This is a genomic window from Blastococcus sp. SYSU DS0541, assembly GCF_054050875.1.
The window spans coordinates 20,825-37,151 of record NZ_JBJHAD010000018.1 but is presented as its reverse complement, the minus strand read 5'-3'; the positions used below and the strand labels follow the sequence as shown (position 1 = coordinate 37,151).

Annotated in this window: 16 protein-coding genes; 9 read left to right on the top strand and 7 right to left on the bottom strand. The window is 73.4% G+C overall.

The features are described from left to right. Positions 1-21: 21 nt before the first annotated feature. Positions 22-699 carry an ABC transporter ATP-binding protein gene (locus tag ACI794_RS17370; protein ID WP_456616981.1) on the top strand — a complete coding sequence of 226 codons (678 nt, stop codon included), beginning with the start codon at positions 22-24 and terminating at the stop codon, positions 697-699. 1,029 nt (positions 700-1,728) lie between these two features. Here ACI794_RS17370 and ACI794_RS17365 read toward each other — a convergent pair. After that, entirely contained in the window at positions 1,729-2,778 is a 1,050-nt protein-coding gene (locus ACI794_RS17365; protein ID WP_456616980.1) for a S1C family serine protease, read from the bottom strand. Between the two features lie 487 nt (positions 2,779-3,265). On the opposite strand from ACI794_RS17365, the gene ACI794_RS17360 reads away from it, so the two are divergent. Then, on the top strand, positions 3,266-4,951 hold the full coding sequence (locus tag ACI794_RS17360) for a ribonuclease J (RefSeq protein ID WP_456616979.1): 1,686 nt from the start codon (positions 3,266-3,268) through the stop codon (positions 4,949-4,951). Positions 4,952-5,082: 131 nt separating this feature from the next. On the opposite strand, the gene pgi is transcribed toward ACI794_RS17360, so the two are convergent. Beyond that, a complete protein-coding gene (gene pgi, locus ACI794_RS17355) occupies positions 5,083-6,714 on the bottom strand; it encodes a glucose-6-phosphate isomerase (RefSeq protein WP_456601218.1) in 1,632 nt (543 codons plus the stop codon). Positions 6,715-6,918: 204 nt separating this feature from the next. On the opposite strand from pgi, the gene ACI794_RS17350 reads away from it, so the two are divergent. Both ACI794_RS17350 and ACI794_RS17345 read left to right on the top strand, forming a co-directional pair. Further along, positions 6,919-7,299, top strand: coding sequence for a MerR family transcriptional regulator (locus tag ACI794_RS17350; protein ID WP_456616978.1), 381 nt, complete (start codon positions 6,919-6,921; stop codon positions 7,297-7,299). After that, positions 7,296-8,012: a spermidine synthase gene (locus ACI794_RS17345; RefSeq protein ID WP_456616977.1), complete on the top strand. Its 717-nt coding sequence runs from the start codon at positions 7,296-7,298 to the stop codon at positions 8,010-8,012. Before ACI794_RS17350 ends, ACI794_RS17345 begins: the two co-directional genes overlap by 4 nt. Before the next feature lie 172 nt (positions 8,013-8,184). On the opposite strand, the gene ACI794_RS17340 is transcribed toward ACI794_RS17345, so the two are convergent. After that, positions 8,185-8,703, bottom strand: a complete 519-nt coding sequence (locus ACI794_RS17340; RefSeq protein ID WP_456601221.1) for a hemerythrin domain-containing protein — start codon at positions 8,701-8,703, stop codon at positions 8,185-8,187. A gap of 261 nt (positions 8,704-8,964) precedes the next feature. Between ACI794_RS17340 and ACI794_RS17335 the strand changes: the two genes are divergently transcribed. Continuing rightward, entirely contained in the window at positions 8,965-9,981 is a 1,017-nt protein-coding gene (locus ACI794_RS17335) for an SDR family oxidoreductase (protein ID WP_456616976.1), read from the top strand. On the opposite strand, the gene ACI794_RS17330 is transcribed toward ACI794_RS17335, so the two are convergent. Next, positions 9,971-10,363: a DUF2200 domain-containing protein gene (locus tag ACI794_RS17330; RefSeq protein WP_456601223.1), complete on the bottom strand. Its 393-nt coding sequence runs from the start codon at positions 10,361-10,363 to the stop codon at positions 9,971-9,973. The two genes, ACI794_RS17335 and ACI794_RS17330, sit on opposite strands and share 11 nt — an antisense overlap. 333 nt (positions 10,364-10,696) lie before the next feature. Here ACI794_RS17330 and ACI794_RS17325 point away from each other — a divergent pair, with 333 nt between their 5' ends. After that, positions 10,697-11,629 (top strand): hypothetical protein, encoded by a 933-nt coding sequence (locus ACI794_RS17325; RefSeq protein ID WP_456616975.1) that lies wholly within the window; start codon positions 10,697-10,699, stop codon positions 11,627-11,629. 77 nt (positions 11,630-11,706) lie between these two features. On the opposite strand, the gene ACI794_RS17320 is transcribed toward ACI794_RS17325, so the two are convergent. Further along, entirely contained in the window at positions 11,707-12,303 is a 597-nt protein-coding gene (locus ACI794_RS17320; RefSeq protein ID WP_456616974.1) for an SRPBCC family protein, read from the bottom strand. Positions 12,304-12,308: 5 nt separating this feature from the next. Continuing rightward, complete coding sequence (locus ACI794_RS17315) at positions 12,309-14,027, bottom strand: FAD-dependent oxidoreductase (RefSeq protein ID WP_456616973.1); 1,719 nt, start codon at positions 14,025-14,027, stop codon at positions 12,309-12,311. Positions 14,028-14,114: 87 nt separating this feature from the next. Here ACI794_RS17315 and ACI794_RS17310 point away from each other — a divergent pair, with 87 nt between their 5' ends. Both ACI794_RS17310 and ACI794_RS17305 read left to right on the top strand, forming a co-directional pair. Beyond that, positions 14,115-14,969: a hypothetical protein gene (locus ACI794_RS17310; protein ID WP_456616972.1), complete on the top strand. Its 855-nt coding sequence runs from the start codon at positions 14,115-14,117 to the stop codon at positions 14,967-14,969. Beyond that, the gene (locus ACI794_RS17305) at positions 14,966-15,433 is read left to right on the top strand and encodes a hypothetical protein (RefSeq protein ID WP_456616971.1); all 468 of its coding nucleotides are present in this window, start codon (positions 14,966-14,968) and stop codon (positions 15,431-15,433) included. Before ACI794_RS17310 ends, ACI794_RS17305 begins: the two co-directional genes overlap by 4 nt. A gap of 22 nt (positions 15,434-15,455) precedes the next feature. Here the strand turns inward: ACI794_RS17305 and ACI794_RS17300 are convergent, their stop codons facing one another. Then, positions 15,456-15,827 (bottom strand): CBS domain-containing protein, encoded by a 372-nt coding sequence (locus tag ACI794_RS17300; protein WP_456601549.1) that lies wholly within the window; start codon positions 15,825-15,827, stop codon positions 15,456-15,458. Between the two features lie 173 nt (positions 15,828-16,000). Between ACI794_RS17300 and ACI794_RS17295 the strand changes: the two genes are divergently transcribed. Next, positions 16,001-16,318 carry a GNAT family N-acetyltransferase gene (locus ACI794_RS17295; protein ID WP_456601229.1) on the top strand — a complete coding sequence of 106 codons (318 nt, stop codon included), beginning with the start codon at positions 16,001-16,003 and terminating at the stop codon, positions 16,316-16,318. The last annotated feature ends 9 nt before the right edge of the window (positions 16,319-16,327 follow it).

The window sequence follows — 16,327 nt, the reverse complement described above, 5'->3', positions numbered from 1 at the left end:
TGACCTGATCGGAGACCGACGATGTACGTGCTCACAGACGTCAGCAAGACCTACTCGTCTGACAAGAAGACCATCACCGCCCTCGACAAGGTGAGCCTCACCATCCCCGCAGGGCAGATGGTCGCCGTCGAGGGCCCGACCGGCGGAGGGAAATCCACGCTCCTCCAGATGCTCGGTGCCGTCGACCGACCCACGTCCGGCTCGGTGCGCCTGGGTGACGAAGACCTGTCGAAGGCTTCCGAGCGGCGCCTCACCGAACTGCGCGCCCGCGAGATCGGAATCGTCTTCCAGTCGTTCAACCTGATCTCGACGTTGAATGCTCAAGAGAACGTCGAGACGGCGTTGGTCCCGCTCCGCATCTCCTCGTCCGAGCGGCGGGAGCGCGCCGCCGCGGCCCTGGCCGAAGTAGGACTCGCCGACCGGCTCCACCACTTGCCGCCGCAGATGTCCGGTGGGCAGCAGCAGCGCGTGGCCATCGCCCGGGCGATCGTGAAGCAACCGCGCGTCCTGCTCGCCGACGAGCCGACCGGGAACCTGGACGAACCCACTCGCGACGAAATCATCGCGATCCTCGAACAACTCTGTCGGCAGCAGCAGCTGACGCTAGTGCTCGTGACACACGACTCCGCCGTCGCGGCGCGAGCCGAGCGCCGGCTGCGGATCGTGCGGGGCCAGTTGCAGGAGCGTGCGGTCGTATAACAGCCCGCCAGACGTGATATCGGTGCAGACCGAGGGCTCACCGATATCACCATGGTGACCTGACCACGCCCACGGGCGCCGGCATGGCCCTCGTGCCGACGAAGCTGCTCACCGAGGGAGCGCTGATCGGCGTGAGCCGCCTGGCCCACCGCCACCTCCGGCGGCGCGGTGACGCCGGCTGTCGACTCGCTGGCCGGCTACCCGGGTTTGGTCGACCAGCGGGATCCGACCACCGGGTGCACGCGGTGCCGCATCCAGCTCGGTCGCAGGGGCGGCCGCCGGGCGCCACCAGGACCAGTGCCAGAGCGCCGACCGTGAGCGTCGAGCATGCGAGCGCCGCGATCGGAGCGCCGGCCGACCGGACGGCAGTCAGATCACCGCGTGACCTCAGCGACCGGTGGGCGACGCCGTACCGGCGGCCGGCGACCGCGGCCACCGCCATCGCCTGGACCAGTCCCACCGCCGAAGAGCATCCCGGCCAACCCGAGCACCGGGACGATCAGCCATGAGGAACCCGGTGACCGTCGTGCCCACTGCGAGAACCGGCCCCAGCCGCGGCGACGGCAGCAGGCGCGACGAGCCAAAGCGCGTTCGGTCGTCACCCACCCAGGATGCCGCTCAAGGCACGTGGAAGGCACGACGTCCACTTCATCAGGGTCTTACCAGCGCATTACTGGCTCGAGCCACCCAGCGTTCCAAGCTGGCCATGCCGGTTCGATCCCGGTCTCCCGCTCCACGCCTTCTCGCAGGTCAACCGGCCCGCAGGCCTACTGCAGAAGGCAGACCGCGCGGGCCGGTCACGCGGACAACTCGTGGAGCACCGGCGCGAGCGCGTCCGGGAGATGTCTCCCTGGCCGAGCATGGCGTGGGGTGGCGACCGTGGGTCAGCGCGCATCCGACCTGCGGGCGGGGACCTGCGCGGAGATCTACCGGCGGCCATCGGGGATCCTCGCCGGGCGGAACGGACGAACGCCGGCCGACGGTTCCGGGTGCAGCAGCGACCGGCCCTCCGGGAACTGCGGCACGCCCCTATGCGCCCGGGCCGGGCCGCGCGGTGAGGACCACGTCGACGTCGCGCTCCTCTCCGTCCGGCGAGCGGACCGTCACCGTGACCCTGTCTCCGGGATCGCGGGCGCGCAGCGCCGCCAGCACGTCCTCGGGGGCGGTGGTGGGCGATCCGTCGACGGCGACGACCAGGTCCCCGGGCGCGATCCCCGCCTGCGCTGCGGGACTGCCCGGCACCACGGCCGCGACGATCACGGCGTCCGTTCCCGGGACACCGAACTGCTCGGCGATCTGCGGGGTGAGCGGGGCCGGAGCGATCCCCAGGAAGGCGTGCTCCGCCTGCCCGTCCTCCCTCAACTGCTCCACCACATCGGTAACGGTGGCTGACGGGATCGCGAACCCGAGGGACACCGCCCCGGCTTGCGGAGGGATGTACGCCTCGTTGATCCCGATGACCTCGCCGTCGCCGTCCACCAGCGCGCCGCCGCTGTTGCCGGGGCTGATCGCGGCGTCGGTCTGGATGAGGTCCACCAGCGCCTGGGTCCGGCCCGCACTGCCGGGGATCTCCCGTTGCAGCCCGGAGACCACCCCCGCGGTCACCGTGCTCTCGAAGCCGAGCGGGCTGCCGATCGCGATCACGAGCTCCCCGATCCGGGGCAGCTCTGACTGGAACCGGGCCGCGGGGAGGTCACCGCGGTCGGAGCGGACGAGCGCGAGGTCGGTGACGACGTCCGTGGCCACCACCGTGCCGGGTGCGCGCTGACCGTCGGCGAACGCGACCTCCACCGTCGTCGCTCCGCGCACCACGTGCTCGTTCGTGACGATCAGCCCGTCCTCGTCGTACACGACCCCGCTCCCGTTGCCGGTGGCGGTCAGGATGGTGACCACGCTGGGCTGCACCCGCGCCGCCACCTCGGGCACGACCGCGAGCGTGCCGGCCTGACCGGCGGGTGCCACGGGGGCGGCGCCGCCGCCCGCGACCTCGGCGGGCGTGCCGGTCGGTCCGGTGCAGCCGGCGCCGACGACCGCCGCCACCACCAGGAGGCAGGGAACCCGCCGGCTCCGCCTCGCCATGTCCTCGCACCTCCTCGCCTGCCGGCGCGCCGGAGGGCCCGCCGCCGCAGCGTCGGCGAACGGGGGTGCCACCCTCCGCTCCGACGTCACGGCGGACCGGTGGGGAGCAACGCCGCTCCGCGCCTGCGCCTCTACGGATGCACCGACAAGGATCGCCGATGCGCCGGAGGCAGGAAAGCCCACCGCGAGGAGGACGGCGGGACGGACACCACCACGCTCGTGCCCCACCGCTGCCGTCCCCCGGCGGGGCGCCGGCGGGGACGGGAGGTCACGCCGGGTGCGCCGCCCCGCGCCGACCGACGCGGTGACAGCGGATGTTCCGGCGAGCCCGGAACGCCGTCGAGGCGTCGGCCGGAAGGTCACCTCGCCCGGTGCCTGGAGGGCGTGACGGGAGCCGAGCGGCGGGCGCGAGAGGTGTGGGGCGCCGTCGCGGGACCTCGTGCCCGACCGTGCACGCCCGCCGACGGGTCTCCCGTAGCGTGAAGGTATGAGCCACGCACACCCTGAGCTGCGCCCGCCTCGGCCGCTACCCGACGGAGGGCTGCGGGTGGTGGCCCTGGGTGGTCTCGGTGAGATCGGCCGGAACATGACCGTGCTGGAGCACGCCGGTCGCCTGCTGATCGTCGACTGCGGCGTGCTCTTCCCCGAGGAGCACCAGCCCGGGGTCGACGTGATCCTCCCCGACTTCACCGCCATCCGGGACCGCCTGGACGACGTCGAGGCGCTCGTGCTGACCCACGGGCACGAGGACCACATCGGGGGCGTGCCGTACCTCCTGCGGGAGCGTCCCGACATCCCCGTGGTGGGCTCGCGGCTCACCCTCGCGTTCATCGAGGCCAAGCTCAAGGAGCACCGGATCCGGCCGGTCACCCGGCAGGTGAGCGAGGGCGACCGGGCCGCGTTCGGCCCCTTCGACTGCGAGTTCGTCGCCGTCAACCACTCCATCCCCGACGGGCTCGCCGTCGCGATCCGCACCGGCGCCGGCCTGGTCGTGCACACCGGCGACTTCAAGATGGACCAGTTCCCGCTGGACCGGCGGATCACCGACCTGCGCGCGTTCGCCCGGCTGGGCGAGGAGGGCGTGGACCTCTTCCTCACCGACTCCACCAACGCCGACGTCCCCGGCTTCACCACGTCCGAGGCCGAGCTCACCCCGGCCATCGAGACGGTGTTCCGGACCGCGCCCCGCCGGGTCATCGTGTCCAGCTTCGCCAGCCACGTGCACCGCATCCAGCAGGTCCTCGACGCCGCGCACGCCCACGGCCGCAAGGTCGCCTTCGTCGGCCGCTCCATGGTCCGCAACATGGGCATCGCCAAGGACCTCGGCTACCTCACCGTGCCGCCCGGCCTGCTGGTGGACATGAAGGAGCTCGAGAAGCTGCCGCCCGAGAAGGTCTGCCTGATCTGCACCGGGTCGCAGGGCGAGCCCATGGCGGCCCTGTCGCGCATGGCCAACCGCGACCACGTCATCCGCATCGCCGACGGTGACACCGTGCTGCTGGCCAGCTCGCTCATCCCCGGCAACGAGAACGCCGTCTACCGGATCATCAACGAGCTGACCCGGTGGGGCGCCAACGTGGTGCACAAGGGCAACGCCAAGGTGCACGTCTCCGGGCACGCCAGCGCCGGCGAGCTCTCCTACGTCTACAACCTGGTCAAGCCGCGCAACGTCATGCCCGTGCACGGCGAGTGGCGGCACCTGAAGGCCAACGCCGAGATCGCCGTCCGCACCGGCGTGCACCCGCGTGGTGTGGTCATCGCCGAGGACGGCGTCGCCGTCGACCTCCACGAGGGCAGGGTGCGGATCGCCGGCAAGGTCCCCGCCGGCTACGTCTACGTCGACGGCACGGACGTCGGTGGCGCCACCGAGGCGCACCTCCGCGACCGGCGCACCCTGGCCCAGGAAGGCGTCATCACGGTCGTGGCGATCGTCGACGCCGACACGGGCCGCCTCGCCGAGGAGCCCGACTTCCTGGCCCGCGGCTTCGTCCACGACGAGACGACGTTCGACGGCGTCGTCCCGCTGATCGAGAAGGCGCTGGCCAAGGCCGCCGAGGAGGGCGTCGGAGGAGCCGTCCAGCTCGAGCAGCTGATCGCCCGGGCCGTGGGCCGCTGGGCGGACAGGGCCTTCCGGCGCAGCCCGCTGGTCATCCCGATCGTCATCGACGCGTAGGAGGACCCACCTGGGCAGGCGGTGGCGGTCCGTCGGCCCGGTCACCCGTGGTCGGGACCCGGAGGATCGCCCGCCCCGGGGCGGTCGCTGCTGCGCGCGCGGCCGCCCCGGGTCACCACCGAACTAGGGAGTCAGGCCGGCCGGCCCCGCATCCGCCGGTACTCCGCCACCAGCGCCGCCGTGGACGCGTCCTGCTCCACCGCGACCGGCTCCCGGCTGGTCAGTGCGGGTGCCAGCTCGCGGGCCATCACCTTGCCCAGCTCGACCCCCCACTGGTCGAAGGAGTCGATCTGCCAGACCACGCCCTGGGTGAAGACGACGTGCTCGTACAGGGCCACCAGCTGCCCCAGCGCTGAGGGAGTCAGCCGCGGGGCGAGAATCACCGTGCTCGGCCGGTTGCCGGGCATCACCTTGTGGGGCACCAGCGCCGACGGGGTGCCGTCGGCGGCCACCTCCTCGGCGGTGCGGCCGAAGGCGAGCGCCGCCGACTGGGCGAACATGTTCGCCATCAGCAGGTCGTGCATCTCGCCGATGTCGTGGCTCGGCTCGCCGAAGCCGATGAAGTCGGCGGGGACCAGCGTCGTCCCCTGGTGCAGCAGCTGGTGGAAGGCGTGCTGGCCGTTCGTCCCCGGCTCGCCCCAGTAGACCTCACCGGTCGCGGTGTCGACCGGCTGCCCGTCCGCGCGCACGGACTTGCCGTTGCTCTCCATCGTCAGCTGCTGCAGGTAGGCCGGCAGCCGGGACAGGTACTGGCTGTAGGGCAGGACGGCGTGGCTCTGGGCGTCGAAGAAGTCGCGGTACCAGACGTTGAGCAGGCCCAGCAGCACCGGGACGTTGGCCTCCAGCGGAGCGGTGCGGAAGTGCTCGTCGACGGCGTGGAAGCCGGCGAGCATCTCGTCGTACGCCTGCGGGCCGATCGCCACCATCAGGGACAGGCCGATGGCGGAGGTGAAGGAGTACCGCCCGCCGACCCAGTCCCAGAACTCGAACATGTTCGCCGGGTCGATGCCGAACTCCCGCACGGCCTCCGTGTTCGTCGACACGGCCACGAAGTGCTTGGCGACCGCGGCGTCGTCTGCGCCCAGCCCGCGGAGCAGCCAGTCACGGGCGACCGTGGCGTTGGTCAGCGTCTCCAGCGTCGTGAAGGTCTTGGAGCTGACGACGACCAGGGTCTCCGCGGGGTCCAGGTCCCGAGTGGCCTCGGCGAAGTCGGTGGGGTCGATGTTGGAGACGAAGCGGACGGCAAGATCCCGGTCGGCGTAGGCCCGCAGCGCGGTGTACGCCATCGCCGGGCCGAGGTCGGAGCCGCCGATCCCGATGTTGACCACCGCCCGGATCGGCCGCCCGGTGTGCCCGCGCCACTCCCCCGAGCGCACGCGCTCGGCGAACCCGCGCATCCGGGCCAGCACCTCGTGCACGTCCCGCACGACGTGCTGGCCGTCGACCACCAGGTCCTCGTCCGCCGGCATGCGGAGCGCGACGTGCAGCACGGCGCGGTCCTCGGTGGTGTTGACGTGCTCGCCACGGAACATGGCCGCGATCCGCTCGGGCAGCCCGGCGCGCTCGCCGAGAGCGATCAGCAGCCGCAGCGTCTCGTCGGTGACGCGGTGCTTGGACCAGTCGACGTGCAGGTCGCCGACGCGGCCGGTCAGCCGCCGCCCGCGGCCGGGATCGTCGGCGAAGAGGTCGCGGAGGTGGGTGGCGGCGAGCTCCCGGTGGTGCTCGGTGAGCGCACGCCACTCGGCTGTCGCGGTGATGTCCATGCTGGCTCCTGCTCCTCAGGACGACGTGGGTGGTGCGGTCGTGGTGCCCGCCGTCGCGTCGGGTGACGCCACCGCACGGCCGGCTCACCGCGCGACTGCTGCCGCGGCCTCACCGGATCGGCGTCGCGCACTCCCTCCGGCGGGGCCGGCACCGGTTGCATGCTCTATGAAGGGGACGTGACAGCAACTCCTCGAGGCGACCTGATGCAGATCGGGCAGGTCGCCGAGCGCACCGGCCTGAGCCTGCGGACGATCCGCTTCTACGAGGAGAACGGTCTGGTCGTCCCCACCGCGCGCTCCGACGGCGGGTTCCGGCTCTACAGCGCGGCCGACGTCGCCCGGCTCGACCTGGTCAAGCGGATGAAGCCGCTGGGCTTCACGCTGGAGGAGATGCAGGAACTGCTCGAGCTGCTGCACGACCTCGAGGACGACGGCGCCGGCCGCCCCGAGCTGCTCGACCGGTTGCGGAGCTTCCACGAGGCCGCCACCGCGCGGGTGACGACGCTGCGGAAGCAGCTCGAGGTGGCGGAGAGCTTCGCCGGTGAGCTGGCCCAGCAACTCCGCTCCCGGACCGGGCCGCCATGAGCCTGCGGTTCGAAGAGCTGGGCTGGAGCCCCAGCCCCATCGGTGAGGTGAGCCTCCGCCGCCGCCGGGCACCCGGCAGCGACGTCGACATCTACGAGGTGAAGCTCGACGACGAGTTCCTCATGTCCTCGCTCTTCACCGTGGCCGAGATCGAGCTCGCGCGGCTGGCCCTCGCCCGCCTGCCCGGCTCCGACCTCGACGTCGTCGTGGGAGGTCTGGGGCTCGGCTTCACGGCCCGGGCCGTGCTCGCCGACGAGCGCGTGAGAGAGCTGCTGGTGGTCGACGCGCTCGAGCCGGTGATCCGCTGGCACGAGCGCGGGCTGGTGCCGGTGGGCCCGGAGCTCACCGGCGACGATCGCTGCCGGTTCGTGCACGGCGACTTCTTCGCGATGACCGACGGCACCGGATTCGACCCGGACGCGCCGGACCGGGTGTTCGACGCCGTGGTCGTCGACATCGACCACTCTCCCCGGCACCGGCTGGCCCAGGGCGACGCCGGCTTCTACGACGTGGACGGGAGCCGCCGCCTGGCCGCGCGCATCCGGCCGGGCGGCGTCTTCGCGCTCTGGTCGAACGACCCGCCCGACGACGACTACCTGGCCGTGCTCCGGCGGGTCTTCGTGGACGTCTCCGCCGAGGTCGTCAGCTTCCCCAACCCCCTGCAGGACCGCAGGGCGACGAACTCCGTCTACCTCGCGACGACGGCCTCCTGACGCCCGGAAGCTCCATCCTGACGCGAGGGCAGGGTGGATGAGTGGCGCGCCACCGCTGGTCCCCGCCGCCGCTGTGATGCACCACGTGTCGATCGTCGGGAGCTTCTCGCGTCCGAGGCCGAACTGCTCGCCGCGTCGACGTACCAGGACCGCGTCCGGGGGGCGGGGCAGCCTAGAGCGACGGGTCCCCTTCGGGCACCTCGGTGTCGATCACCTCGGCCACCTCCGCGTCCTCGCCGGACAACCCCTCGGCCTGCTCGTGCTCGTCGTGGAACGCCAGCCACTGCATGCCGAGGGCTTCCCGCTGCTCGTCGTCGACGGCTTCTCGGAAGGGAGGGAAGTACTCCGTCTCCTCCTCGGCCATGTGGTCGGCGTTGACCTGTCGCGCGTTCCGTACCGCCGCCCACCACCCCTCGCTGCCGACCACGTGCTCCCCGACGGCGGCCGCGGCGTGCCGGATCTCGTTGTGGTCGTGCACGCCCTCCGCCGTCCCCTGCTCGTCGTCCGCCTCCTGGGCGAGCAGCGGGTAGAAGAGCCTCTCCTCGGCCACCGCGTGCACCTCGAGCTTGGCGTGCAACGCCTCCCAGGCGGCGGCGAGCTCGTCGGCGGGCAGGTCGTCGAGCGCGGTGAACTCCCGCCGGAAGACCTCGTGCTCGGCCAGGACCAGGGCGGTGATCTCGAAGTCGGACATGCCGGGCCTTCTACCCCCATCGACGGCAGCCACGCCGTTCACAGGGTGTACGCCCGCGCCGACACCGCAGGACGCGGACTTCGACCTCTGGAGCCCTCGGCACTCCATCGCTGCACCGCGGCGCATCGGGCGGCCGGGCCCTCGTCGGCTCGCGTCACGGCACCCGGGGCAAGCCAGGGACAAGTCCGCCACAAGGGGCACCACCGACGCTCGTCCACACAGCCGGGACGGACCCGGCCCTGCACCCGAGAGGCATCCGCCGTGGCACCGTCCCGCACACCCCTCCCCGTCCTCACCGGCCCGCTCCCGGCCGGCACGCCCGTCCTCGTCGTGGGCGCGACCGGCCAGGTCGGCCGTGAGGTCGTCGCCGCCCTGCTCGCGCGCGGTGCCACGGTCCGTGCTCTCCTCCGCGATCCCGAGGGCGCCCACGTGCCCGCCGGCGTCGAACGCGTCCGCGGCGACCTCCGCGACCCCGCGTCCCTGCGGGCGGCGCTGCGCGGTGCCGGGGCGGCGCTCTACGTCTCGCCGCACGAGACCGACGAGCGTGCCCTCGCCGCCGGCTTCGTGGCCGCGTGCCAGGCCGAACGCGTCCGGCTCGTCTTCGTCGGCGTCCACGTCCACGCCCGCAGGCGCTGGCAGGAGGCTCTGCTGCGCGTCGTCTTCGGTCGGATCCTGCCGCACTACCGCGGCAAGATCGCCCTCGCCCGCGACGTCGCCCGCTCGCCGCTGCGCCCGATCATGCTGGCCCCGTCCAACTTCATGCAGAACGACGAGGTGTTCGCCGAGGAGATCCGCGCCGGCCGGTTCGTGACGCCGCTCAGCGACAAGGGCGTCAACCGGGTCGATCTGCGTGACGTCGGTGAGGCCGCCGCCCGGGCGCTGGTCGACGGCGACGTGGCCCCCGGTTCCTACGACGTCGCCGGACCGCGCTCCGTCGGCGGCAGGGAGTCCGCAGCGGTGTGGGCGGAGGCCCTCGGGCGACCGGTGGTCTACCTCGGGGACGACGACGAGGTCATGGTGCGGACCTTCGCCCGCTACCTCGACGGGCCGCGTCTCGCCGACTGGACGGCGTCCTTCCGCGTGCTGCGCCGCATCTCCATGCCCACCTCGCGCCGGGGGCTCCGGACGACCCGGCAGCTGCTCGGCCGGGAGCCGCGGTCCTTCGACACCTACGTCCACGACACCGTCGCGGCGTGGCGGGCCGCCGGTCTGCTGGAGAGCTCACCGGACACCGCTCACAGCGTGGGCGCGTCCCCGGAGGTCGGCCTCACCCGGTAGCGCGGGCCTCCACCGTGGGGCGGCTGTCGTGGCCACTCCGCAGCACCTTGGTCATCGGCCGCCCCTTGGCGATCTCGTCGACGAGCTTGTCGAGGATGCGGATCTTGCGCATGAGGGGGTCCTCGACGTCTTCCACGCGGACTCCGCAGACGCTGCCGGTGATGAGCGCCGCGTGGGCCGTCATCGCCGGTGCGTGGTCGAAGAAGGTCGCGAAGTCGACCTCGTCCTCCAGCGCTGCGGCGAGGCCCGCGGCGTCGTAGCCGGTGAGCCAGCAGATCGCCTCGTCGACCTCCTCCCGGGTACGCCCCTTGCGTTCGACCTTGGCCACGTAGTGCGGGTACACGCTGGCGAACGGGGTGGTGAAGATGCGGTGTGCGGGCACGGCGGGGCTCCCGGTCTGCAGTCGCAGCGGCCTGGTGCCCCGGACGCTAGCCCGCCACGCCCCAGCTGGCCAGCAGCACGACCGGCGACGACGAGAGCCGCCCCAGCGAGCGGGAACACAGCCAGACCGCGTCGAGGTGTGGCGACCACGCCGCAGTGCTCACATGGCGACGTCCCGCCACGGAGCGCCGACAAGGACCTGGACGCGCGACGAAGTGCTGCCGCTGAGCCCACGGCAAGGCCACCCTCGGGCCTCGCCCCGGTGACATCAGCGGGGCCGCCTTCCCGGGCCGGGCCAGCGGGGAGGTCACGGCAGATCAGGAGGGATCCCAGCATGCCGAGCATCCGCGCAGCCATCGCCGCTGCCTTCGTCGCCGTCCCCTTCCTGACCGCACCTGCCCATGCCGGGGACGACTTCCCCGACGTCGTCTACACCAGCGACCGCGACGGCGACAACGAGATCTACCGGCTCCTCCCGGACGGCCGGACCGTGCAGCTGACCCACAACGACGTCCACGACGACGACGCGGTCTGGTCACCCGACGGCCGGCGCTTGGCGTTCGTCAGCGACCGGGACGGGGACCTGGAAGTCTTCGTCATGGACGCCGAGGGCCGGAAGGTCCGCCAGCTGACGAGGAACAGCGCGACCCCGGGCACCCCCGCCGGCGACTTCTCCCCCGCGTGGTCGCCGGACGGGCGGCACATCGTGTTCGCCTCCGACCGGGACGGCGGGGAGACCGAGATCTACCGGATGCGCGCCGACGGCACGCGGCAGACCCGGTTGACCGAGACCGACCCGACCGTCAGCGACTACAGCCCTGCCTGGTCACCGGACGGCCGGCACATCCTGTTCGGCTCGACCCGGGCCGGCTTCTTCAACGCCGAGGTGTACCGGATGCGGGCGGACGGCACGCATGTGCGGCGGCTCACCGACACCCCGGACGGCGTCGACGACGACGGGGCGGAGTACTCGCCGGACGGGCGGACGATCGTGTTCAGCAGCAACCGCGGAGGCGACCGCGACCTCTACACCATGCGGGCCGACGGCCGCGACGTGCGCCGACTCGCGGGAGTCCCTGCCGTCGACGAGTGGTTCCCGGCGTGGACGCCCGACGGCCGGCAGGTCGTGTACTGGTCGCTCTCCCTCGAAGGCACCTCCCCGGACACCGCGTGGATCGTCGAGCGCGACGGAGACGACCCGCGCCGGCTGACCGAGGGCGAGGCGAACGACAAGTTCCCGAACGTCGGGCCCCAGCGCGGTCGCTGACCGGCGCGGCCTTCCCTGCCACGCTGCGTCGGGCCGCACGACGTGAGGCGGGAACCGATGTGACCAGGCGGGAGTCCCTACGTGGATGTACGACCAGGACCGACAGGCTCGGGCGTGGCCTGACCGCGCCGCCGGGCCAGCAGGTGCATGCCGATCAGGGCGGCCGGCCAGAGGGCGGCCGCGACCACCGCCGGCGCCACCTCGGGCTCGCAGACCGTGGGCGCCAGCAACCGGGTGCCCAGCCGCTGCGCCAGCGCCTCCCCGCCCTCCTCCATCAGCTCACGGTGGTTCCAGACGAACACCGGGCGCCCGAGTGGCGAGAGCACCCGCATCCAGAGCAGCTGCGGGCGCACCTGCCAGTCGAAGGCCACGACCGAGCCGCCGTCGACCTCCCCGACCTCCCACCGGCCCTCGCCCTCGACCCGGCCGGTGACCGTCGTCCGCACGCCGCGCAGCGGATCGTCCCGCAGCACCCGGGCCTCGAACTCCATCCGGTACGGCAGCCGGGTCCGGAACACGAACCGCCAGACCTCGCCGTCGCCGGACGGCACCCGCGTGACGCTCTCCACCGACGGCCACCACTCCGGCCACGACTCGACGGCGCGCACGACCTCCCGCACCGCGGCAGGCGGCGCGGCGACCCGCCACTCGTCCCGGAACACGAACTCGGGCACCGGGGTCACCCGCCGACGGCGGCCGCGGCGGCCCAGGCGAGGTACTGGTGCACCAGCGCGACGGCGATCGCCCCCGCCCCCACCCCGGAGGCCACCCGCTTGACCGAGCCCGCCCGCACGTCACCAGCGGCGAAGACGCCCGGGACGCTGGTCTCCAGCAGCATCGGTGGCCGCTCCAGCGGCCACGCGGGGGAGGCGCCGTCGAGGTCCGGCCCGGTGAGCACGAACCCCGCCCGGTCCTTCGCCACCTCCGGCCCCAGGCACCCCGACGCCGGCTTCGACCCGATGAGCACGAAGACCGCGTCGGTCCGGAGCGTCTCCCGCTCGCCCGTGTCGAGGTCCTCGACGACGACCTCCTCCAGCACCTGCTCCCCGGACCCGTCCACCAACTGCACCCGGGAGCGGACGTCGATGTTCGGTGCCTCGTCGATCTCGTGCACCAGGTACTCCGACATCGTCGTGGCGAGCCCGCGGCGGACCAGGACCGTCACCCGGGCGGCGTACCGGGCCAGGTGCACCGCCGCCTGCCCCGCGGAGTTGCCCCCGCCGACCACCAGGACGTGCTTGCCCGCCATGGCCCGTGACTCGCTGACGGCCGCGCCGTAGAAGAGGCCGCGGCCCTGCATCGCCTCGAGGCTCGGCACCTCCAGGCGCCGCCACTCCGCGCCGGTGGCGACCACCACCGTGCGTGCCCGCAGCGTCGCGCCGTCGGAGAGGTGCACCCGGTGCTCCCCGTCCGTGCTCGACAGCCCGACCACGCTGCGCGACCAGACGAAGGTGGCGCCGAACGACCACGCCTGCTGGTACGCGCTGGCCGCCAGCCGGTTGCCGCTGATCCCCCGCGGGAAGCCGAGGTAGTTGCGGATCAGCGAGCTGGTGCCCGCCTGCCCGCCCATCGCCAGCGGCTCCACGACCACCGTGCGCAGGCCCTCGGAGGCGGCGTACACGGCGGCACTGAGCCCCGCGGGCCCGGCACCGACCACCACGACGTCGGCGAGCGTGCTCTCGTCCACCGCCTCCAGGACCCCGAACGCGGCGGCGATGTCCATCGCGCTGGGGTCGGTCAGCGCCGGCAGCTCCGGCCGGAACCGGAGGACGACGACCGGCAGCGCGGGCTCCTCCAGCCCCAGACCCGCCAGCAGTTCCTGCCCGTCCGGCGCGGCGGCGTCGTAGAAGCCGACCGGCACCCGGTTGCGGGTGAACATGTCGCGGAGCTCCTGCGAGCGGGCCGACCACCGCTCGCCGATCACCTGCACCGCCTCGTAGCCGGTGCCCTGCCGGCTGTCCCACTCGGCGAGCAGCTCGGTCACCGAGAGGTGGAAGTCCTCGTCGCCGGGGCGCTCCGGGCGGTAGAGCCACCCGTCCAGCCGGCCCAGCGTGATCGCCTCGAAGATCGGCGCTGCCGTCGCCAGATCGCCCCACCGCACGATGCAGGCACGCACCGCACCCGGCGCCAGGCCACCCGCCCGCGCCAGGACGTCGAGGCCGTCGGGGTCGGCCGGGCCCAGGCCCGCCAGAACCGCCGCAACCGGGATGCCCTCCTCCTGCAACTGCGCGACCCGGGGCCCGACGTGGTCCTCCGCGTCGCAGACCGCCACGGCGTAATCGGCCCCGTAGCGTCTGTCCAGCTCCGTCCCGACCTGGTCGCGCACCGGCGGGTCCCGGCTGACCAGGACCAGTGCCGCTCGCGGGGCGAAACCGCTGTCGGGCTCGTCGGCAGCCACATAGCATGCCTAGGGCGTCACCGCACGGGGGTCAAGGGACGTAGGGCTCGACGCCCGTCCGGTACTCCACCGCACCGAGGCCTGGTCATGACCGATCCGCTCGGCTCCCGCGCCGTGCTCCCCGGCACCCGCCTGATGCTGCAAGCCTTCACCGTTCTCACCCTGCTGGCGTTCGTCGCGCTGTTCCTCGGCTCGTCGCGCACCACCGACTACTTCGCCTGGACGATCGACCCACCGGCGACCGCAGCGTTCCTCGGCGCCGCGTACGCCGCCGGGTGCGTGCTCGTCGTGCTGTCGCTGCGCACCCCGGTATGGGCGCACGTCCGCATCCCGTTCGCCACGGTGCTGGTCTTCACCGTCCTCACCCTGGCGGCCACCCTGCTGCACCTGGACCGCTTCCACTTCGGGGCACCGGGCCTGGTGGCGAACGCGGCCGCCTGGTTCTGGCTCGCCGTCTACCTGGTGGTGCCGGTGGGGATGCTCGCGATGCTCGTCGGGCAACAGCGGCTCCCGTACCCCGATCCGCCGCTCCGGCTGGCGTTGCCCTCGGGTCTGGCCGCGGTGCTCGCGGTGCAGGGCGTGGTGTTCCTGGTCGTCGGCGCGGCCCTGTTCGCCGCGCCGGGCACGGGGTCCGCGCTCTGGCCGTGGGCGCTCACCCCGCTGACGGCCCGGGCGGTCGGGTCGTGGCTCCTCGCGTTCGGCGTCGGCATCGCACTGGCGCTGCGCGACCGCGACCTCGACCGGCTCCGGCTGGCCGCGGTGGCGTACGCGGTGTTCGGCGCGCTCGAGCTGGTCGTCCTGGCCCGCTACCCCGACGCCGTGCGGTGGGGTTCCCCCGCGACGTGGGTGTTCGTCGCCCTCATGGTCTCCACCCTGCTCAGCGCGGGGTACGCGCTGCGCCGCCTGCATGCGGCGTATCCGGTCGCGGCGAGGTCGGCGTGAGCCGGGCCCACCTGTGGCGCGGTGCGCTGGCGGGCTATGCCGCGAGCCGCACCATGGACGCCGCGACGGCGTGGTTCCACCGCCGGCAGGACGACGCCTCCCGGGCCCGGGAGGAGGAGATCGCCCCGGGCGGGGCGCTGGTGCAACTGGGCAAGCGGCTGGGCGCGGCCGCGGGCCGCGACCTCGACGACGAGGCGGCGGGCCGCATCGGGGTGGCCGTGCACCGGACGTTCGGGGTGGTCTACGGGATCACCGCCGCGGCCCTGGTCCGGCGGGGGGTGAGCCCGCTCGCCGCCGGGCTCGCCGTCGGTGCGGGGGCGTTCCTGCTGGTCGACGAGGGGACGTCGCTGCCCACGCTCACGGCCTACCCGCCGGTGAGCCACGCGCGCGGGGTCGTCGGGCACGCCACCTTCGGGCTGACCGCCGGCGTGCTGCTCGCGCTCGTCGAGGACGGCCGGCGGTGACCGGCCGGTGACCGCCCCCGCGCTACGCCGCCGGCCGCCCGAGCAGGGCGCGGCACACGAGGGTGAGGTCGACCAGCCCGACCAGCCGCCCCTCCTCCACCACGGGCAGGTGCTGCAGCCCGCCGGACAGCATCAGCTCCGCGGCGTCCACCACGGTCACGTCCGGGCCGACGGTGGCGGGCACGGGACGGTGCAGGTCGGTGATCCGGGTCTCCTCCGGATTCCGGCCGTCGGCGACCGCCTGCGCGATGTCGGCGTCGCAGAGCAGCGCCACAGGATGGCGGCTCTCGGGGTCGCTGAGCACCACGAGGGCGCTGTCCCGCGCCCGTTTCATCAGGTAGGCGGCGCCGGCGAGGTGGGCGGCGCTCTCCACGGTCGTGACCGGGGGGCGCATCACCTGGCCCACGGTGAGCCGTCCGGGGGGTGCGACCTCCGGTGGACGTGCGGCGGCAGGCTGCTCCGACATGGCGGCCCCTTCCAGGAGAGGTGGGGACGTCGGCATTGTGCCGTTGATGACCGGCCGGCGGGAGCCGCTCGTCGTGCCCGGCCCCGGGCGGAGGGAGAGGCGTGACCACCAGTGCACCCGTCGTCGTGGACAACCGGGGGGCCGGCCGCTTCGAGGCGCTGGTCGACGGCACGGTGGCCGGGTTCGCCGAGTACCGGCGACGGGGGTCCTCCGTCGCCTTCACCCACACCGTCGTCGACCCGGCGTTCGAGGGCCGCGGTGTGGGATCGGCGCTCGCCCGGGGAGCGCTCGACGCCGTGCGGGCCGACGGCGCGTCGGTCCTCCCGTTCTGCCCGTTCATCCGGGGCTGGATCCACCGCCACCCCGACTACGCCGACCTCGTGCCCGCGGAGCGCCGGGCGCAGTTCGCCCCCCGCTGACCGGCGGGA

Coding starts and splice junctions, on each gene's coding strand:
- ACI794_RS17370 (WP_456616981.1), top strand. CDS start 22: ATGTACGTGCTCACAGACGTCAGCAAGACCTACTCGTCTGACAAGAAG.
- ACI794_RS17365 (WP_456616980.1), bottom strand. CDS start 2,778: ATGGCGAGGCGGAGCCGGCGGGTTCCCTGCCTCCTGGTGGTGGCGGCG.
- ACI794_RS17360 (WP_456616979.1), top strand. CDS start 3,266: ATGAGCCACGCACACCCTGAGCTGCGCCCGCCTCGGCCGCTACCCGAC.
- pgi (WP_456601218.1), bottom strand. CDS start 6,714: ATGGACATCACCGCGACAGCCGAGTGGCGTGCGCTCACCGAGCACCAC.
- ACI794_RS17350 (WP_456616978.1), top strand. CDS start 6,919: ATGCAGATCGGGCAGGTCGCCGAGCGCACCGGCCTGAGCCTGCGGACG.
- ACI794_RS17345 (WP_456616977.1), top strand. CDS start 7,296: ATGAGCCTGCGGTTCGAAGAGCTGGGCTGGAGCCCCAGCCCCATCGGT.
- ACI794_RS17340 (WP_456601221.1), bottom strand. CDS start 8,703: ATGTCCGACTTCGAGATCACCGCCCTGGTCCTGGCCGAGCACGAGGTC.
- ACI794_RS17325 (WP_456616975.1), top strand. CDS start 10,697: ATGCCGAGCATCCGCGCAGCCATCGCCGCTGCCTTCGTCGCCGTCCCC.
- ACI794_RS17310 (WP_456616972.1), top strand. CDS start 14,115: ATGACCGATCCGCTCGGCTCCCGCGCCGTGCTCCCCGGCACCCGCCTG.
- ACI794_RS17300 (WP_456601549.1), bottom strand. CDS start 15,827: ATGCGCCCCCCGGTCACGACCGTGGAGAGCGCCGCCCACCTCGCCGGC.